The organism is Streptomyces sp. NPDC002156, from assembly GCF_053593675.1.
Genome location: NZ_JBSFDA010000115.1, coordinates 14,792 through 32,461 on the forward strand (window position 1 = coordinate 14,792; position 17,670 = coordinate 32,461).

Annotated in this window: 14 protein-coding genes; 12 read left to right on the forward strand and 2 right to left on the reverse strand. The window is 70.7% G+C overall.

The window, feature by feature from the left end; translation table 11 throughout:
• The first annotated feature begins 4 nt into the window (after positions 1–4).
• The gene (locus tag ACWCRB_RS34325; protein WP_450999809.1) at positions 5–829 is read left to right on the forward strand and encodes a carbohydrate ABC transporter permease; all 825 of its coding nucleotides are present in this window, start codon (positions 5–7) and stop codon (positions 827–829) included.
• Between the two features lie 29 nt (positions 830–858).
• Here ACWCRB_RS34325 and ACWCRB_RS34330 read toward each other — a convergent pair whose 3' ends face one another.
• The gene (locus ACWCRB_RS34330; protein ID WP_450999796.1) at positions 859–2,076 is read right to left on the reverse strand and encodes an acyl-CoA dehydrogenase family protein; all 1,218 of its coding nucleotides are present in this window, start codon (positions 2,074–2,076) and stop codon (positions 859–861) included.
• Positions 2,077–2,199: 123 nt separating this feature from the next.
• Between ACWCRB_RS34330 and fabG the strand changes: the two genes are divergently transcribed.
• From fabG to ACWCRB_RS34355, 5 genes are read left to right on the forward strand one after another with little or no spacing between them, the layout of a single operon-like run.
• The gene (gene fabG / locus ACWCRB_RS34335) at positions 2,200–2,946 is read left to right on the forward strand and encodes a 3-oxoacyl-ACP reductase FabG (RefSeq protein WP_450999797.1); all 747 of its coding nucleotides are present in this window, start codon (positions 2,200–2,202) and stop codon (positions 2,944–2,946) included.
• 22 nt (positions 2,947–2,968) lie between these two features.
• Complete coding sequence (locus ACWCRB_RS34340) at positions 2,969–4,213, forward strand: acetyl-CoA C-acetyltransferase (RefSeq protein WP_450999798.1); 1,245 nt, start codon at positions 2,969–2,971, stop codon at positions 4,211–4,213.
• A gap of 1 nt (position 4,214) precedes the next feature.
• Positions 4,215–5,663: an OB-fold domain-containing protein gene (locus ACWCRB_RS34345; protein ID WP_450999799.1), complete on the forward strand. Its 1,449-nt coding sequence runs from the start codon at positions 4,215–4,217 to the stop codon at positions 5,661–5,663.
• Positions 5,663–6,871, forward strand: a complete 1,209-nt coding sequence (locus ACWCRB_RS34350; protein ID WP_450999800.1) for an acetyl-CoA acetyltransferase — start codon at positions 5,663–5,665, stop codon at positions 6,869–6,871. The genes ACWCRB_RS34345 and ACWCRB_RS34350 overlap by 1 nt, the downstream gene beginning before the upstream one ends.
• 17 nt (positions 6,872–6,888) lie before the next feature.
• On the forward strand, positions 6,889–7,683 hold the full coding sequence (locus ACWCRB_RS34355) for an SDR family NAD(P)-dependent oxidoreductase (RefSeq protein ID WP_450999801.1): 795 nt from the start codon (positions 6,889–6,891) through the stop codon (positions 7,681–7,683).
• A gap of 60 nt (positions 7,684–7,743) precedes the next feature.
• Here ACWCRB_RS34355 and ACWCRB_RS34360 read toward each other — a convergent pair whose 3' ends face one another.
• Positions 7,744–10,449 (reverse strand): ABC transporter permease subunit, encoded by a 2,706-nt coding sequence (locus tag ACWCRB_RS34360; RefSeq protein WP_450999802.1) that lies wholly within the window; start codon positions 10,447–10,449, stop codon positions 7,744–7,746.
• 139 nt (positions 10,450–10,588) lie between these two features.
• On the opposite strand from ACWCRB_RS34360, the gene ACWCRB_RS34365 reads away from it, so the two are divergent.
• From ACWCRB_RS34365 to ACWCRB_RS34390, 6 genes are all read left to right on the forward strand, one after another.
• Positions 10,589–11,830, forward strand: a complete 1,242-nt coding sequence (locus tag ACWCRB_RS34365) for an ABC transporter substrate-binding protein (protein ID WP_450999803.1) — start codon at positions 10,589–10,591, stop codon at positions 11,828–11,830.
• Between the two features lie 56 nt (positions 11,831–11,886).
• Positions 11,887–12,591: an ABC transporter ATP-binding protein gene (locus ACWCRB_RS34370; RefSeq protein WP_450999804.1), complete on the forward strand. Its 705-nt coding sequence runs from the start codon at positions 11,887–11,889 to the stop codon at positions 12,589–12,591.
• Positions 12,592–12,648: 57 nt separating this feature from the next.
• Positions 12,649–13,992, forward strand: a complete 1,344-nt coding sequence (locus ACWCRB_RS34375) for a hypothetical protein (RefSeq protein ID WP_450999805.1) — start codon at positions 12,649–12,651, stop codon at positions 13,990–13,992.
• Positions 13,989–15,377: an acyl-CoA reductase gene (locus ACWCRB_RS34380; protein ID WP_450999806.1), complete on the forward strand. Its 1,389-nt coding sequence runs from the start codon at positions 13,989–13,991 to the stop codon at positions 15,375–15,377. The genes ACWCRB_RS34375 and ACWCRB_RS34380 overlap by 4 nt, the downstream gene beginning before the upstream one ends.
• A 101-nt stretch (positions 15,378–15,478) precedes the next feature.
• Entirely contained in the window at positions 15,479–16,312 is an 834-nt protein-coding gene (locus ACWCRB_RS34385; protein ID WP_450999807.1) for an SDR family oxidoreductase, read from the forward strand.
• 46 nt (positions 16,313–16,358) lie between these two features.
• Positions 16,359–17,561 carry a cytochrome P450 family protein gene (locus tag ACWCRB_RS34390; RefSeq protein WP_450999808.1) on the forward strand — a complete coding sequence of 401 codons (1,203 nt, stop codon included), beginning with the start codon at positions 16,359–16,361 and terminating at the stop codon, positions 17,559–17,561.
• Positions 17,562–17,670 lie beyond the last annotated feature (109 nt).

Sequence of the window (17,670 nt, forward strand, 5' to 3'; positions counted from 1 at the left end):
CGGCATGAACCGCAAGCGCGTCCGGGGCCTGAGCGTCCACGTGATCCTGATGCTCGGCGTGGTCATCTCGGTGTTCCCGTTCTACTGGATCGTCGTCATGGCGACGAACACCTCGCAGGACATCTACAGCTACCCGCCGAAGCTCTGGTTCGGCGGCAACCTGCTGACGAACATCCAGCACCTGTTCGACAGGATGGACTTCTTCGGGGCGCTGTCCAACACGATGATCGTGGCGGTCTGTACGACGGTCCTGGTGCTGTTCTTCGACTCCCTGGCCGCGTTCGCCTTCGCCAAGTACGACTTCCCCGGCAAGAAGTTCTTCTTCGGCCTCCTGCTGTCGATGTACCTCCTGCCGACCCAGCTGGCGATCATCCCGCAGTACGAGATCATGGTGCAGCTGGGCTGGCTGGGCACCCTCAAAGCACTGATCGTGCCGGCCGCCGCCAACGCGTTCGGCATCTTCTGGATGCGCCAGTACACCTCCACCAGCGTCCCCGACGAACTGCTGGACGCCGCCCGGATGGAGGGCGCCGGATTCTTCCGCCTGTACTGGCATGTGGTTCTGCCGTGCGTCCGCCCGGCCCTGGCGTTCCTCGGCATCTACACCTTCATCGCCGCCTGGAACGACTACATCCTGCCGTTGGTGATGCTGGTCAACCCGGACAAGCTCACCCTCCAGGTGGCGCTGGCCCAGCTGTACGCCGGTCACTCCACCGACTACAGCATGGTGATGGCCGGGGTGCTGCTGTCGGTGATCCCGCTGGTGCTGGTGTTCACCTTCTTCGCCCGCGGGTTCATCGCCGACGCGACCAAGGGGGCGCTGCGCTGACGGCGGCCGGCGAGTTCGGCAGCAAGTGATCAGGCTCTCGGCTCGCGTGGCAGGCCCAGCACCTTCTCCGCGAGGATGTTCCGCTGCACCTGGGAGGTGCCCGCGTAGATCGTGCCCGAGCGGGCGATGAGGTACGTCGTCGACCAGGACGCCGAGGAGTTCGCGGCGCCCGGGTCGTCGGCGCGATAGGTGCGCAGGGGCTGACGGCCGACCGGTACCTGGCCGTGCAGGCCCATGATGTCCATCGCCAGGTCGGTGACCTCGGTGTGGTACTCGCTCCAGTACAGCTTGGCGATCGACGACTCGGGGCCCGGCTCGGCGCCCTTGAGCCAGCCGGTGAGGATCCGGTAGCCGAGGTAGCGCATGATCTCGACCTTGGACCAGCACCAGGCGATGCGCTGCCGGACGACCGGGTCCTTGTCCTTGCCGTACAGCCGGGCCAGCTCGACGAGCCGTTCGACCTCCGCCTTGAAGAGGAGGGGATTCGTCGCCGCCTCCTCGCCGCGCTCCACGCCCAGCAGGCTCTGCGCGACGGTCCAGCCGTTGTCGACGCCGCCGACGACGAGATCGGCGCGGGTGCGGGCGCCGTTGAAGAAGACCTCGTTGAAATGCAGCTGCCCGCTCATCATGCGGAACGGACGCACCTCCACTCCGGGCTGGTCCAGCGGGACGAGGAGGAAGGAAATCCCGCGGTGCCTGGACGCGGCCTGGTCGGTGCGGGCCAGGACGAAGATCCAGTCGCTGTGGTGGGCACCGGACGTCCACACCTTCTGGCCGTCGATCACCCACTCCTCGCCGTCCCGCACGGCGCGGGTCCTCAGCGACGCCAGGTCCGAACCCGCGTCCGGCTCCGAGTAGCCCTGGCACCAGGTGTCCTCGCCACTCAGGATGCGGGGGAGGAAGTGCGCCTTCTGCTCCTCCGTGCCCCAGCGCAGCAGTGTGTTGGCCAGCATCTTCACGCCGAAGGTGTCCTGCGGCAGCCCGAACGGCACCCCGGCCAGGGCCAGCTCCTCCATCAGGACGACCTGGTGGAGCTTGGAGAGGCCGCGTCCGCCGTACTCCTCGGGCCAGGTGAGGGAGAGGTAGCGGCGCTCGGCGAGCAGCCGACGCCAGTCCCGGGAGAAGGCCCAGGCCTCCTCCTCGTCCAGGGCGCCGATGCCCTTCCAGCCCGGCGGCAGTGTCTCGGCGAGGAACGCCCTGACCTCGGTGCGGAACGCCTCGGTCTCCGGGGGATAGCTGATGTCCACCTGGCTTCTCTCCTCGTCCGGCCCCGCTCGCACAGCTGATCGCTGTATTGATTGTTTCAGCATAATAGGTTATCTATTTAAGAGAAATAGCAAGGGATGACGTCGAGCCAGGGGCGGGCTGACATGGGACTGCTGGACGGGCGGCACGCGGTGATCACCGGCGGCGCACAGGGCATCGGCTTCACGATCGCCGAAGTCCTCGGCGGTGAGGGCGCGTCGGTCGTCCTCGGCGACATCAACGAGGACGCCGCAGCGGAGGCCGCCGAACGCCTCGCCAAGAACGGCGTCCCCGCCACGTCGCTGCGCTGCGACGTCACCGACGAGGACGAGGTCGCCGCCCTGGTCGCCCACTGCGCCGACACCTTCGGACCGGTCGGCGTCATGGTCAACAACGCCGGGATCACCCGGGACGCGACCCTGCGCAAGATGGCCGTCACCGACTTCCGTGCCGTCGTCGACGTCCACCTCACCGGCGCCTGGAACGGCACCCGCTTCGCCGCCGAGGCGATGCGCGCGCACGGACACGGCGGCAGCATCGTCAACATCTCCTCCATCGCCGGCAAGGTCGGCAACTTCGGTCAGACGAACTACAGCGCCGCCAAGGCCGGCCTCGTCGGCCTCACCAAGGCCTCCGCCAAGGAGCTGGCGAAGGCGGGCATCCGCGTCAACGCCGTACAGCCGGGCCTGATCCGCACCGCCATGACCGAGGCGATGCCCCCGGCCGCCTGGGACGCCAAGCTCGCGGAGATCCCCATGGGCCGCGCGGGCGAACCCGCCGAGGTCGCCCAGGTCGTCCTCTTCCTCGCCTCCGACCTGGCCAGTTATGTCACCGGAGCCGTCGTCGAGGTGACCGGCGGCCGGTACATGTGACCACTCATGAAAGGCATGCCTGATGCCCGCCCTTCTGCGTGACGCGGTGATCTGCGAACCCGTCCGTACACCTGTCGGTGGCTACGGAGGCGTCTTCCGAGACGTGGCGGCGACCGAGCTGGCCGCCACGGTCGTACGCGCGGTCCTGGACCGCACCGGCATACCGCCCGCCGCCGTCGACGACATCCTCCTGGGCCAGTGCTACCCCAACGGCGAGGCGCCCGCCATTGGCCGCGTGGCCGCCCTGGACGCCGGACTGCCCGTGGAGGTGCCGGGGCTCCAGATCGACCGTCGTTGCGGCTCCGGACTGCAGGCGATCATCACCGCGGCGATGCAGGTGCAGACCGGTGCCAGCGACCTCGTCCTGGCCGGTGGCGTCGAGTCCATGAGCCAGGCCGAGTTCTATACGACCGACGTCCGCTGGGGAGTGCGAGGCGCCGGGACCACGCTGCACGACCGGCTGGCCCGTGGCCGGGTCACGTCGGGAGGCGTCAACCACCCTGTCGCGGGCGGCATGTTGGAGACCGCCGAGAACCTGCGCCGCGAATACGGCATCCCCCGCGAGGAGCAGGACCGACTCGCCCTGCGCTCGCACGAGAAGGCCCTCGCGGCCCAGCGGGAAGGCCGGTTCGCCGACGAGATCGTGCCCGTCACCGTGCGCACACGCAAGGGCGAGACGGTCGTCGACACCGACGAACACCCGCGCCCCGACTCCTCGTTGGAGAAGCTCGGGAAGCTGCGCCCCGTCCTCGGCCGCCAGGACCCCGACGCCACCGTCACCGCGGGCAATGCCAGCGGGCAGAACGACGGCGCCGCGCTCTGCATCGTGACCCACCCCGAGCGTGCCGCCGAACTCGGGCTGCGCCCGCTTGGCCGCCTGGTCTCCTGGGCCGTGGTCGGCGTACCGCCCGAGACGATGGGCATCGGCCCGGTGCCCGCCACCACCCGGGCTCTGGGACGGGCCGGGCTGAAGCTCGCCGACATCGACCTGATCGAACTCAACGAGGCATTCGCCGCCCAGGTCCTGGCCTGCACCCGCGAATGGGGCCTGACCGGGACCGACTTCGAGCGGTTCAACGTCAACGGCTCCGGCATCTCGCTGGGCCACCCCGTCGGCGCCACCGGCGGCCGCATCCTCGCCACCCTGCTGCGCGAACTCGACCGCCGCCAGGCCCGATACGGCCTGGAGACCATGTGCCTCGGCGGCGGCCAGGGCCTCGCCGCGGTCTTCGAACGGCCCCGCAACGACACTCCTGGAGGACGCTGACATGGCCGGACTGATCGCCTACGGCGCCTATGTGCCGTACCACCGCCTCGCCCGCGCGGACGTGGCCGCCGTACTCGGCACCGGAGGGGGCAAGGGCACCCGCGCGGTCGCGGGCTACGACGAGGACACCACCTCCCTGGCCGTCGAGGCGTCCCGGGTCGCCCTGGCCCGCGACGGGCTGCGCGCCCGCATCGGCCAGCTCTTCCTCGCCACCGCCGCGCCCGCCTACCTCGACAAGACGAACGCGACCGCCGTCCACGCGGCGCTCGGCCTCGACGCGCACGTCCTCGCCGCCGACATGGCCGGCTCGGTCCGCTCCGGCCTCGGCGCGCTGGTCACCGCCGCTCGCTCCCCGGTCCCGACGCTGGCCGTCCTGTCCGACCTGCGCACCGGCCTGCCCGGAGGCGCGGACGAGACCTCGGGCGGCGACGGCGCGGCGGCGTTCATGTTCGGCGGGCACCGCAACGGCGCTCCCGTCATCGCGGAGCTGCTCGCCCACGACACGGTCAGCGACGAGATCCTCGACCGCTGGCGCCTGCCCGGCGCACCCACCTCCCGCGTCTGGGAGGAGCGCTTCGCCGAGGAGATCTACACCTCCCTGGCCGACAAGGCGCTCACCGCCGCCCTCGACCACGCGGCCCTCGACATCGGAGCGATCGACCACTTCGTCGTCGCGGGCCTGCACGCGCGCGCGTGCGCGGCGGTACGACGGACAGCGGGCGTACGCCCCGAGGCGGCGACCCCGGACCTCAGCGCGGCGATCGGCAACGCCGGTACCGCCCAGCCCGGTCTGCTCCTCGCCGACGTCCTCGACCGCGCCCGCCCCGGCGAGGTCATCGCGCTCGTCGTGCTCGGCGACGGCGCCGGAGTCCTCCTCCTGCGCACCACCGACGCGCTCCCGGCCCACCGCAGCCCCCGCCCGGTCGCCGCCCAGGTCGCGGCAGGCAGCGCCCCGATCCCGTACGCCACCTACCTCACCTGGCGCGGCCTCCTCGACCGCGAACCACCCCGCCGCCCGGACCCCGAGCCGCCGTATGCCCCGCCCGCCCACCGCCGTACCGCCTGGAAGTACGGCTTCGTCGCCTCCCGGTGCGAGAAGTGCGGCACCCGGCATCTGCCGCCGGACCGGGTGTGCACCTCCTGCCGGAGCGTCGACGCCATGACCGACGAGCCGATGGAACACGTACGCGGGACGGTCGCCACGTTCACCGTGGACCGGCTGGCCGCCACGCCGAGTCCGCCGATGCTCGTCGTGGTCGTCGACTACGACGGCGGCGGCCGGTTCCGCTGCCAGCTCACCGACGCCACCGAGGCCGACGCCGTCATCGGCGCCCGGGTGGAGATGACCTTCCGGCGCACGGTCACGGCGTCCGGCGTCCACAACTACTTCTGGAAGGCCCGGCCGGTGCGGTTCGACAACGAGAGCGACGAGACCGAGGAGACAGGCTGATGAGTTCCCACGGAATCCGGGACCGCGTCGCGATCGTCGGCATGGGCTGCACGCCCTTCGGCGAGCACTGGACCCGCTCGGCCGACGACCTGCTGATCGACGCCGTCGGCGACGCGGTCACCTCGGCCGGCGTCACCCTCGACGACATCGACGCGTTCTGGTTCGGCACCCAGGCCTCCGGCGTGTCCGGACTGACCCTGAGCCGGGCCCTCCGTCTACCCAACAAGCCGGTCACGCGCGTCGAGAACATGTGCGCGACCGGCTCCGAGGCCCTGCGCAACGCCTGCTACGCCGTCGCGTCCGGCGCGTACGACATGGCCATGGCGGTCGGCGTGGAGAAACTCAAGGACTCCGGCATGTCGGGGCTGTCCGGCACCGCCATCCCGGGCGCGGGCGACGACAGCCGGGGCGAGATCACCGCCCCCGCCAACTTCTCCCTCCTCGCCCCCGCCTACGCCGCCAAGTACGGCCTGGGCGACGACGAGATGAAGGACGTCATCACCCGCATAGCCTGGAAGAACCACGTCAACGGCGCCCGCAACCCCCGCGCCCAGTTCCGCAAAGAGGTTTCGCCGGAGCGCATCCGGTCGGCCCCGATCGTCGCGGGCATGCTCGGCGTGTTCGACTGCTCCGGCGTCTCGGACGGCTCGGCGGCGGCGATCGTCGTACGCGCCGAGGACGCCTACAAGTACACCGACAAACCGATCTTCGTGAAGGCGCTGTCCTTCGTCGCCGGCCCGGCGGACGGGCTCCTCGACCCGGCGTACGACTTCACCACGTTCCCCGAGGTCGTCGCCTCCGCACAGGAGGCCTACCGCCAGGCCGGCATCACCGACCCGCGCGCCGAACTCGCCCTCGCCGAGGTCCACGACTGCTTCACGCCCACGGAGCTGGTGCTGATGGAGGACCTGGGCTTCTCGGAGCGCGGTCAGGCGTGGAAGGACGTGACGAGTGGGGCCTTCGACCTGGACGGCTCGCTGCCGGTCAATCCGGACGGCGGCCTGAAGGCCTTCGGCCACCCCATCGGCGCCTCGGGCCTGCGCATGATGTTCGAGGCCTGGCTCCAACTGCGCGGCGAGGCCCCGCCCGAGCGGACGGTCGCGTCCGTGGCCGAGGGCCGCTCGCTCGCTCTCACCCACAACCTCGGTGGCGGCCCCGGCGAATGCGTCTCGTTCGTGTCGGTCGTCGGCAGTCAACTCACCGACTAGGAAAGGTGGTTCGGGACATGGGACGACTCGACGAGAAGATCGCCATCGTCACCGGGGCCGCGTCCGGCATCGGCGCCGCTACCGCGCGACGCCTGGCCGCCGAGGGTGCCCACACGGTGGTCGCCGACCTGAACCTCGACGGCGCCAAGACGGTGACGGAGGAGATCCGCGCCGCCGGCGGCTCCGCGACGGCGGTCCCGGTCGACCTCGGTGACGTGGAGAGCGTACGGGCCATGGTGGCCACGGCCGTCGAGACGTACGGCGGCCTCGACGTCCTGCACAACAACGCGGCGGCCACTCATCTGGCCGCCCGCCTGGACCTCGCCGTCGTGGACGCCGACCCGGCGGTCTGGGACGACACGATGCGCATCAACCTTCGCGGGACGATGGTCGCCATCCAGGCCGCCGTACCGCACATGATCACGCGGGGCGGCGGCTCGATCATCAACACCTCGTCCGGCGCCGGCCTCGCGGGCGATCTGCGCAACCCGGCGTACGGCGCCTCCAAGGCCGCCCTCATCAACCTCACGCAGTACGTCGCCACCCAGTACGGCAAACAGGGCGTGCGCTGCAACGCCATCGCGCCGGGGTTCATCGTCACGCCGGCCAGCTCCGGCTCGGCGCACGGGGCGATCAGGGAGGCGATGCTGCGCCATCACCTCACGCCACGCCTGGGGCGGCCGGAGGACGTCGCCTCGGCGGTCGTCTTCCTCGCCTCCGACGAGTCCGCCTTCATCACCGGGCACACCCTGCGCGTGGACGGCGGGTTGCTGTCCCATCAGCCGTACGTCGCGGACCTGCGCGACGCCTGACACTCTTGTGATCGACGGCCGGAGGCGCTCCCCGTACGTGGGGAGCGCCTCCGATCCGTTTCAGGCCAGCGTCTCCGGCTCCAGGTCGCCCAGGTAGGCCGCCCGCACCGCCGGATCGCGGCGCACCTCCTCCGGCGTCCCGGCGCAGATCCGGCGTCCGAAGTCCAGCACGACGACCTGGTCGCAGACGCTCATCACCATGTCGACGTCGTGCTCGACGAGCAGCACCCCCATGCCCCAGTCCTCGGCGAGCCGCCGCACCAGATGGGCCAGCTCCCGTGTCTCGTCGTCCGACAACCCCGCCGCCGGTTCGTCGAGGAGCAGCACGGACGGCGAGGCGGCCACCGCGCGGGCGATGGCCAGCAACCGCCGCTCCCCGTACGACAGATCGCCCACCGGCCGGTCCAGACTGTCCTGAAGCCCGAACTCCCGTACGGCGACCAGCACATGGGCGGGCAGCGGGCGGCTGCCGGGTCGGATCAGGTCCGTGAGGAACGTCCAGCGGCCGGGCCGGTCGCAGGCCGCGTACAGATTGTCCAGGACGGTCATGTCCTCGAACAGTTCCAGCGACTGGAAGGACCGGCTGAGCCCGGCGGCGGCCCGTCGGTGCACCGCCAGCCTGGTCGCGTCCCGGTCGCCGAGGCGCACACTGCCGGACGCGGCCCGGGTGAACCCGGTGACGGCGTCGATCGCGGAGGTCTTGCCGGCGCCGTTGGGCCCGATGAGACCGACGACCCGGCCCGGCTCCACGTCCAGCGAGAGCCCGTCGACGGCGACGACACCGCCGTAGCGCACGGTCAGGTCCCGTACGTGGAGGGGGAGTGGTGCGGCACGGGGGACCGCTTCCGCCGCCGTCTCCTCCTCGTGCACGGTCTCCGGCACGAGCGCGGCGCGCTTGGCGGACAACCTGCGTCGCACACCCGCCGCCTGCTTGCCGATGTCCTTGCCGATGCCGTCCTGGTTGCCCACCAGCGTCAGCACCAGGATGATCCCGCCGATCAGCGGCATCCACTCGCTCAGCCCGGGCAGCACCAGATCCCCGAACCGGGCACCCACCGTGCCCGCCGCGAAGGTCGCGCCGAACAACGGGCCCACGAGGAAGCCGACTCCGCCGATGACCGCGAGCCCGAGCGCCGTGATGGACTCGAAGCTGGCGAAGTCCGAGAAGACCACCGAGGTCGAGCGGAACCCGGTGAGGACGCCGGCGAGCGCGGCGATGGCGGCGGAGAGGCCGAAGGCGTAGAGCTTGGCGGCGCGGACGTCGATGCCGAGGGCTGCTGCTGCCCGCTCGTTCGCCCGTACGGCGATCAGCCGGCGGCCGGTCCGGCTGCGCCGCACGTTGGCGACCACGAGCGTCGCCGCGACGAACATCACGAGCACCACACCGGCGTACCGCTGCGGATGGTCGACCCCGGAGATGCTGATGCCGAAGAGGGTCTGCTTGCCCACGGCGATGCCGTCGCTGCCGGGGGTCGTCGAGAGGTCGGTGTTCTGGAAGACCATCGCCTCCAGCGTGGTGCCGAGGCCGAGGGTGATGATCGCGAGGTTGACGCCACGGGTGCGGACCGCCGGGAGCGCGAAGAGGAGGCCGATCGGTACCGTGCCCAACACACCTGCCAGCAGGGCGAGTTCGAACGGCCAGCCCCAGTCGGCCGCCGCGTGCCCGGCGATGAAGGCGCCGGTCCCGGCGAGCGCGTAGGCCGCGAGGGAGACCTGTCCCGCGTAACCGGTGACCACGACGATCGACAGGATGATCAGCGACATCACCAGGGTGGTGGTGATCGCGTCGGCCCAGAGTGGAGTCGCCAGGCTCACCAGTAGCAGTCCCACTGCGACGGCGACAGCCAGCGGCACGGGCCGCACCCGGCCGGAGCCCAGGGCCGGCAGCCGGTCCAGGAACGTGCCGCGCAGCGGCAGCGCCCGGCCGCGGGCGACCAGCACCAGCGCGATGACGAGGAACGGCACGGACGAGGCGAGCCCGGTGACGTCGGAGCCGAAGCGGGTCAGCTCGGACTGGACGACGCCGATGACCAGACCGCCCGCCAGGGTGACGGGGAACGACGAGAACCTGCCGACCAGGGCGGCGGCCAGCGCGCTCAGCAGCAGGGTGGTCAGCCCGGTCACCGACAGACCGATGACCGGCACGATCAGGATGCCCGTCAGTCCCGCGAGCGCCGAGCCCAGCGCCCAGTTGCCGGTGGCGATCAGGTCCGGGGACCAGCCGAGCGAGGCGGCGGCGCCCTCGTTCTCCGCGACCGCGGTGGTGCCCAGGCCGAACAGGGTGCGCTTGTAGAGGAGATGGAGCGCGGCGGTTATGACGACCGCGATGGCGAGCAGCCAGACGCGGTCCTCGGTCACCGTCGCCCCGGCGATCGTCAGCAGCCGGGTGGGCAGCTTGCCCGGCACCAGCTGCAGGCTGTCGCCGTAGCGCTTCACGGCGATCGCGGTGAGCACGATGAACACCGCCAGGGTGCCGACCAGCCGGGCCAGCGAGGACGCCCGGCGCAGCGGGCGCAGCACCAGCAGATGCGTGAGCACACCCAGCAGCGCGGAGGCGAGCACCCCGCACGCGACGGCCGGCCAGTACGGCACACCGTGCTGCGCGGACAGCTCCCACTGGACGTAGGCGCCGGCCATCCCGATCGCGCCGTGCGCGAAGTTCAGGACGCCGGAGCCCCGGTAGACCAGCACGATGCCGTGCGCGGTGAGCGTGTAGAGCGCGCCCAGACCCAGGCCGAGCAGCGCGAACCTGAGGATGTCGTCCATCGGGGGAACCTCCCAGGGACAGGACGAGAGCGGAACGAGACAGCACATTCAGTTAAATAATTGTGCCGAGAGTACTTCACTAACTCGAAAACGCACCCCATGCTGTTCGCATCTCGACGACGAGCACCGCGGAGGAACCATGAACGACTCACGCCGACGCAGAACAGCCGCAGCGAGCTGTCTCGCGGTGACCGGAGCCCTGCTCGCCGCAGGCTGTGGGGGAGAGGCCGCGAGCAGTTCGACGGAGACCACCTCCCTGAAGGGCACACCGGTCAAGGTGATGGTCTGGACGCCGGAGGACACCCAGGGCAGCGCTCAGCCCGGGGTCCGGCTCACCGCCCAGGCCTACGAGAAGTGGATCAACGCCAACGGCGGGATCAAGGGCGGCCCGCTGAAGGTGCTCACCTGCAACGAGAAGAACGACCCCGACGAGGCCGAGAAGTGCGCCCAGCAGGCGGTCGCCGAGAAGGTGGTCGCGGTGGTCGGCTCGTACAGCCTCGCGGGCGACCGCTACATGCCCATCCTGGAGAAGGCCGGCATCCCCTACCTCGGCGGGACCGGCGTCTCGGCCGCCGAGTTCTCCAACCCGCTGTCCTTCCCGGTCAACGGCGGCACACCCGTGGTGTTCGCGGCACACGGCGAGCAGCTCGTGGAGGAGGGCTGCAAGAAGATCTCCGGCGTACGGTACGACGTCGCCGCCGCCGAGACCGTCGCGCGGTTCCTCGCGGTCGGCGTGACCGCCGCCGGAGGAACGGCCCCCAAGGACCTCAAGGTGCCGGTCACCGCTACCGACCTCGCTCCGCAGGTCGCCGCAGCTACCCAGGACAGCGACTGCGTGGACGTCATCCTCGGCACGCACTCCGACCTGTTCGTGACGTCGTACGTGCAGTCCGGCGCGAAGACGAAGCTCGGCAGCGTCGTCGGCAACCTGACCCCGCAGCTGGCCGAGAGCACCGGCGGTGCGAGCAGTCCCCTGGAGGGCTCCGCGATCACCGGCTACTACCCGCCGACCTCCGACCCCGCCTGGAAGGACTTCCTCGAAGCCACCAAGGGCGAGAAGGAGATCGACCCCACCAACGGCGCCAACGGGACGACCTGGGTGGCGTTCAAGGTCTTCACCGAGGCGGTCAAGAAGCTGCCGACGATCTCCTCCAAGGCCCTGGTGCAGGAACTGGACACCACCTCCGGCATCGACACCGGCGGTCTGACCCCGCCGCTGACCTGGAGCGAGTCGACCGCTCTGCCGATCAAGGGCCTCAACCGCATCCACAACACCACCGCCACCGAACTGACCATCCGCGACGGCAAGATCGAGTGGGCCAAGCCCGGCTCGACCTTCGTCGACGTCCGCAAGGTGCTGACGGCCATGTCGGCCGGCTGACCTGGTTGACCCGGCTGACCTGGTTGATCCGGCTGATCCGGCTGAGGAGCAAGCCCGTGCACGACATCGACACGCCCCTGATCGAGACCCGCGCCCTGTCCGCCGGATACGGCACCCGACCCGTCGTGCGCGACCTCGACATCCAGGTCCGCCCCGGTGAGGTCGTCGCCCTGCTCGGCCCCAACGGCGCGGGCAAGACCACGACACTCAGGGCCCTCTCCGGCGACCTGGCCCCGATGAGCGGCGAGGTCAGCTGGCTGGGCACCACCGGCCACGCACCCCTGCACCGGCGCGCCCGCGAGGGCCTCGCCTACGTCGGTGAACGGGCGGTCTTCACCCGGCTCGACACCACCGACAACCTGCGGGTCGGCCGGGTGACACCGGACCGGGCCGTCGAACTCTTCCCCGAACTCGACAAACGCCTCAAGGTCGGCGCGGGCATGCTCTCCGGCGGCGAGCAGCAGATGCTGTCGCTGGCCCGCGCCCTGTGCCGCACCCCCAAGCTGCTCCTCGCGGACGAACTGTCCCTCGGCCTCGCCCCGCTCGTCGTCGACCGCCTGCTGCGTGCCGTGCGCGAGGCGGCCGACCAGGGCTTGGGCGCGCTGCTGGTCGAACAGCACGTACGCAAGGTGCTGGACATCGCGGACCGCGTGTACGTCCTGCATCGCGGCCGCGTCACCATGACCGGCACCCCGAAGGAACTGCGCGGAAACCTCGACGCGATCGAGTCCTCGTACCTCGCGAAGAACGCGACTCCCTGACGGGACTTTCTGACGCGATTCCCTGACGCGATTCCCCAACCGATGGAGGTGACTGCCGTGTGCGGCGCACGCGAGCAGATCCGATCACTGGTCCTGTCCGGCGAAACCTTCGACCAACCTGCCCAAGAACTAAGGGAGTTGCAGCTCGAAGCCGCACGGGAGGCCTTCACCGCCCAGCGCGAGCGGATCCCGCTGCTGCGCACCCGGGCGGAGGAGACCGCCGTACACGAGATCACGAGCCCCGACGACCTCGTGCCGCTCCTGTTCTCGCACACCAGCTACAAGTCGTACCCGCTCTCCCTCCTCACCGCCGGCCGCTGGGACCGGCTGCTGCACTGGTACACGACCGTGTCGGTGGTCGAGCGGGACGACGTCGACATGGACGGCGTCCGCGACATCGACGAGTGGACCGACCGCATCACCGCCGCAGGTCACCGCCCGTACATCACCAGCGGCACCTCCGGGAAGGTCTCCTTCCTCAACTGCGACGCGAGCGACCTGGACTTCCTGCACGACATCCTCGAACACCTCACCTGCTGGCCCGACCCGCTCCCGCCCAAACCGACCCGCCGCGGCTACCTCCTCGCACCCGCGAGCGGCCCGATGCGGTCCATCGACGGCTACCGGTGGCACGCGGAGGTCTTCGCCCGGCCCGGGGAGACCCGGCTGCTGACGGAGGACCCGATGCGGGTCTCCGAACTGATGAGCAGCGCCCTGCTGCGCCGCCGGATGGCGGAGGGCACCGCGACCCCGCAGGAGATCAGCTCCTTCGAGACCGTGTCGGAGTCCCGCGAGCAGGAGCTGGGCGCGGCCATGGACCGGATCGTCGACGACATCGCCGCCCACCGCGACGAGCCGCTGCTGATCGCCGGCATGAACAACCAGCAGTTCACCCTGATCCAGGCCCTGCGCGCCCGAGGCGTGGCCGACGGCAGCCTCCACCCGGACACGCTGGTGCTCAGCGGCGGCGGCAACAAGGGCCGCGCGCTGCCCGACGACTACCAGGAGCGGTTCGCCGCCTTCTACGACGGCGTACGGCGGGTCCGCAGCTACGGCATGACGGAACTCCAGGGCTCCTGCCTCGCCTGCGAGAAAGGTGACTACCACGTGCCGCCGTGGGTGATCCCGCTGGTGCTGGACGAGGCCGGCGAGAAGCTGCTCAACGCCGAACAGGGCGTAGTGGAGGGCCGGTTCGCGTTCCTGGACGTCTCTCTCCAGGGCCGCTGGGGCGGACTGATCAGCGGCGACCGGGTTTTCGTCAACTTCTCTCCCTGCGCCTGCGGCCGACCGGGACCGACCGTCCTGCCGGACATCCAGCGCTACGGCGACCTCGGCGGCGACGACAAGATCACCTGCGCGGCGACACTCGACTCCTACGTCCGGGGGATGATCCACGGATGAGCGCCACGACGCTCCACGGCACGGAGGCGGCCCCCGTGTCCGTCGTCCACGTGATCCGCGGCGAGATCGACGAGGGACCACGCCGCGACCTCGGCCGCTTCACCGCACCGGCACTCGACCTCGACCGCCTCGTGTGGCCCCGCACCGAACCGGGCCCTGCCTTCCACGTGTCCGTCGCGGAGATCGTCGACCTGCTGGTGGAGACGGGCGAGGCACTGAAGGCGGACCGCGAGGGCCTGCTCGCCGAGGCCCTGGACCGGATGGTCCGTGTCAGCCCGCTCCCCGCCGAGGTCCTCGAACGCGCCTACGCCGCACTATGGCGCAGCTTCCAACTACCCAGTCTGTACGCCCAGATCGACCACGAACTCGGCGGAGCGGACGTCCTCGACGGCTGGCGCGAGGTACGGCTGCCCGGGAACCGGATCGCGGCCACGCGTGCCTTCCCGCCGCGCCTGGTGCACATCATCGCCGGCAACGCACCCGGCGTCGCGGCGATGTCCGTCGTGCGCGGAGCCCTCACGAAGGGCGTCAACCTCCTCAAGCTGCCCTCGAACGACCTGTTCACCGCGACCGCGATCCTGCGCACGATGGCCGCGGTGGCACCCGGCCACCCCGTCGTGCACTCGTTCTCGGCGGTGTACTGGCGCGGCGGCGACGAGACGGTCGAGAGCGTGCTCTTCCGCCCCCAGTTCTTCGACAAACTGGTCGCTTGGGGCGGCGAGTCCACGATCCGAGGCGCACTGCGGTACGTCGGCCCGGGCCTCGAACTCGTCTCCTTCGATCCCAAGACCTCCATCTCCCTGATCGGCCGCGAGGCCTTCGACTCTCCCGAGTCCCTGGCCCGAGCAGCCGACGCGGGCGCTGCCGACGCCACGTTCTTCAACCAGCAGGCGTGTGTGGCCAGCCGCTTCCAGTTCGTCGAGGGCTCCTGGGACGACGCCGACCGCTACGCCGAGCTGCTCTGCGAACGCCTCGGCGTGGCAAGGGAGTTCAGCTCCGCCGAGGGCCCGCGGGTCGCCGGGGAACTCCGTGAGGAGATCGACGTACTGCGTTCGCTGGCGCCGGAGTACCGGGTGTGGGGCGGCTACGACGGCCGGGGCCTGGTCATCCGCTCGCCCGAGCCGGTGGACTTCCACCCCGACGGAAAGATCGTCAACGTAGTCCCGGTGACCGGCCTGACCGACGCCGTGACACACGCAGGGGTCGCCACCCAGACGGTCGGCGTGTATCCCGACACCCGCAAGACGGAACTCCGCGATGCCCTCGCCTGCGCCGGAGTCCAGCGCGTGGTGTCCCTGGGCGGGGCGGGCGGCATGCCACCGGGCCTCTCCCACGACGGCTTCTACCCGCTCCAACGACTCATGCGCTGGGTCAACGACGAGTGACCGCCTGCCGCCCGGGAGGGCCACGAACCGCCTTGACCTGAAGCGCGATTGAGCTTCTAGCGTGTCCCCAAGTCGATCAACTGACGGGACGGGAAACGCTGATGATCCTCGTGACCGGGGCCACCGGAAACATAGGCAGGGCCCTGCTGGGGGAGTTGCAGGCCTACGGTGCGGGGCCGCTGAGAGGGCTGACCCGTGACGCCGCTCGGGCCGCGTTCCCCGACACGGTCGAGGCCGTCGAGGGGGACTTGGCGAAGCCGGAGTCATGGAAGTCCGGTCTGGAAGGGGTGTACTCGCTGTTCCTTCTGTCCCGGCTGGGTCCGGACGTCGACATCATCGGGGCCGCCCGGTCGGCGGGAGTGGAACACGTAGTGCTCGTGTCGTCGATCACTGTCCAGACTCACCCGCACCTCGGCCCCGCCGACGAGAACCTGGCGGTCGAGCGGCTCCTCAAGGACAGTGGCATCGCCTGGACGGTCCTGCGGCCGACCCAGTTCGCCTCGAACGCCCTGATGTGGGCGGCGTCCATTCGCGACCGTGAGCCCGTCAGGGCCCCGTACGCCGACACCGGGCTGCCCACGATCCACCCCGCGGACATCGCGTCGGTGGCACGGGTGGCGCTGACCGAACCCGGCCACCGGGGACGGACGTACGCACTGACCGGCCCCGAACCGGTGACGGCCCGGCAGCAGGTCGAGGCCCTCGCGGCGGCACTCGGGCGGGAGGTGCCCTTCACTAAGATCAGCCGCGGGGAGGCGCACGCCAGGATGGCCGAGGTCTTCGGCGCGGAGGCGGCGGACGCGGTGCTCGACGTCACGGGCGGAGACGTCAACGCCGAACTGCTGGCGGTGCGTGACACCGTCGAGCGAATCACCGGCTCCCCGGCCAGACCGTTCCGCCAGTGGGCCGCCGAGAACGCCGACCTCTTCCGCTGACGGAACGAGACCGACGTGCTCCGACGCCCGCTCTAGGGTGGAGCCCATGCCATCGTTAACCCCTGTTCAGCCGCCCGTCGCCGACCCTGCGGAGCTGATCGCCCACCCCTACGAGGTGTACGCACGGCTTCGCGAGGCAGGGCCCGTCCACCGCATCACCGGAACGGACGGGCTCCCGGCCTGGCTGGTCACCCGCTACGACGACGTACGCCAGGCCGTCGCAGACCCCCGGCTCAGCCTTGACAAACGCAACGCGAAACCCGGCGGCTACCACGGGCTCGCGCTGCCGCCGGCGCTGGACGCGAACCTGCTGAACATGGACCCGCCGGACCACACCCGCATCCGGCGCCTGGTGTCCCAGGCGTTCACCCCGCGCCGTATCGCCCTGCTGCGCGAACCCGTCAGGAGGACCGCCGACCAACTCCTCGACGCCGTCGAACCGCACGGCCGCGCCGACCTGATCGCTTCCTACGCCGCGCCCCTGCCGATCACCGTGATCTGCGAACTGCTGGGCGTGCCCCCGCACGACCGGCGGGACTTCCGGTCCTGGACCGACATCTTGCTGGCCCCGGACCCCGCACAACCAGACAAGGCGAAGGCTGCCGTACGGTCCATCCTGGGCTTCTTCACCCAGCTCATCTCCGACAAGCGGGCCGCCCCGACCGATGACCTGCTCTCCGCGATGATCGCCGTACGCGACGACCAGGACCGGCTGACCGAGGACGAGTTGATGTCCCTGGCCTTCCTGATCCTGTTCGCCGGCTACGAGAACACCGTCCACCTCATCGGCAACGCCACCCTTGCCCTGCTGAGCAACCCCGACCAACTGGCCGCACTCCGCGCCGATCCCGGCCTGCTGCCCGGCGCGGTCGAGGAACTGGCCCGCTACGACGGCCCGGTACCCCTGGCCATCCGCCGCTTCCCCACCGAGGACGTCACCATCGGCGGGGTCGCCATCCCGGCCGGCGAGACCGTCCTCCTGTCCCTGGCCGCCGCCCACCGAGACCCACGCCGCTTCCCCGACCCCGACCGCCTCGACCTCACCCGCGACGCGACCGCCCACCTGGCCCTCGGCCACGGCATCCACTACTGCCTGGGCGCCCCCCTCGCCCGCATGGAGACGGAGATCGCCCTGGCAGCACTCCTGGACCGCTTCCCCCAACTGGCCCTGGACGTACAGCCGCAGGAACTGCGTTGGAGGCCGTCGATGCGCTCACGAGGCCTACTCAGTCTCCCCGTGCACTTCTGACTCCACCGTTATTACTGCCATCGCGGAGGCGGGGCGGGGGCGGGGGTCGCAGACCCGCGCCCCGAAAGGGGCGCGGGGAACTGCGCGACCAGCCCCCACCGGCCCGCGG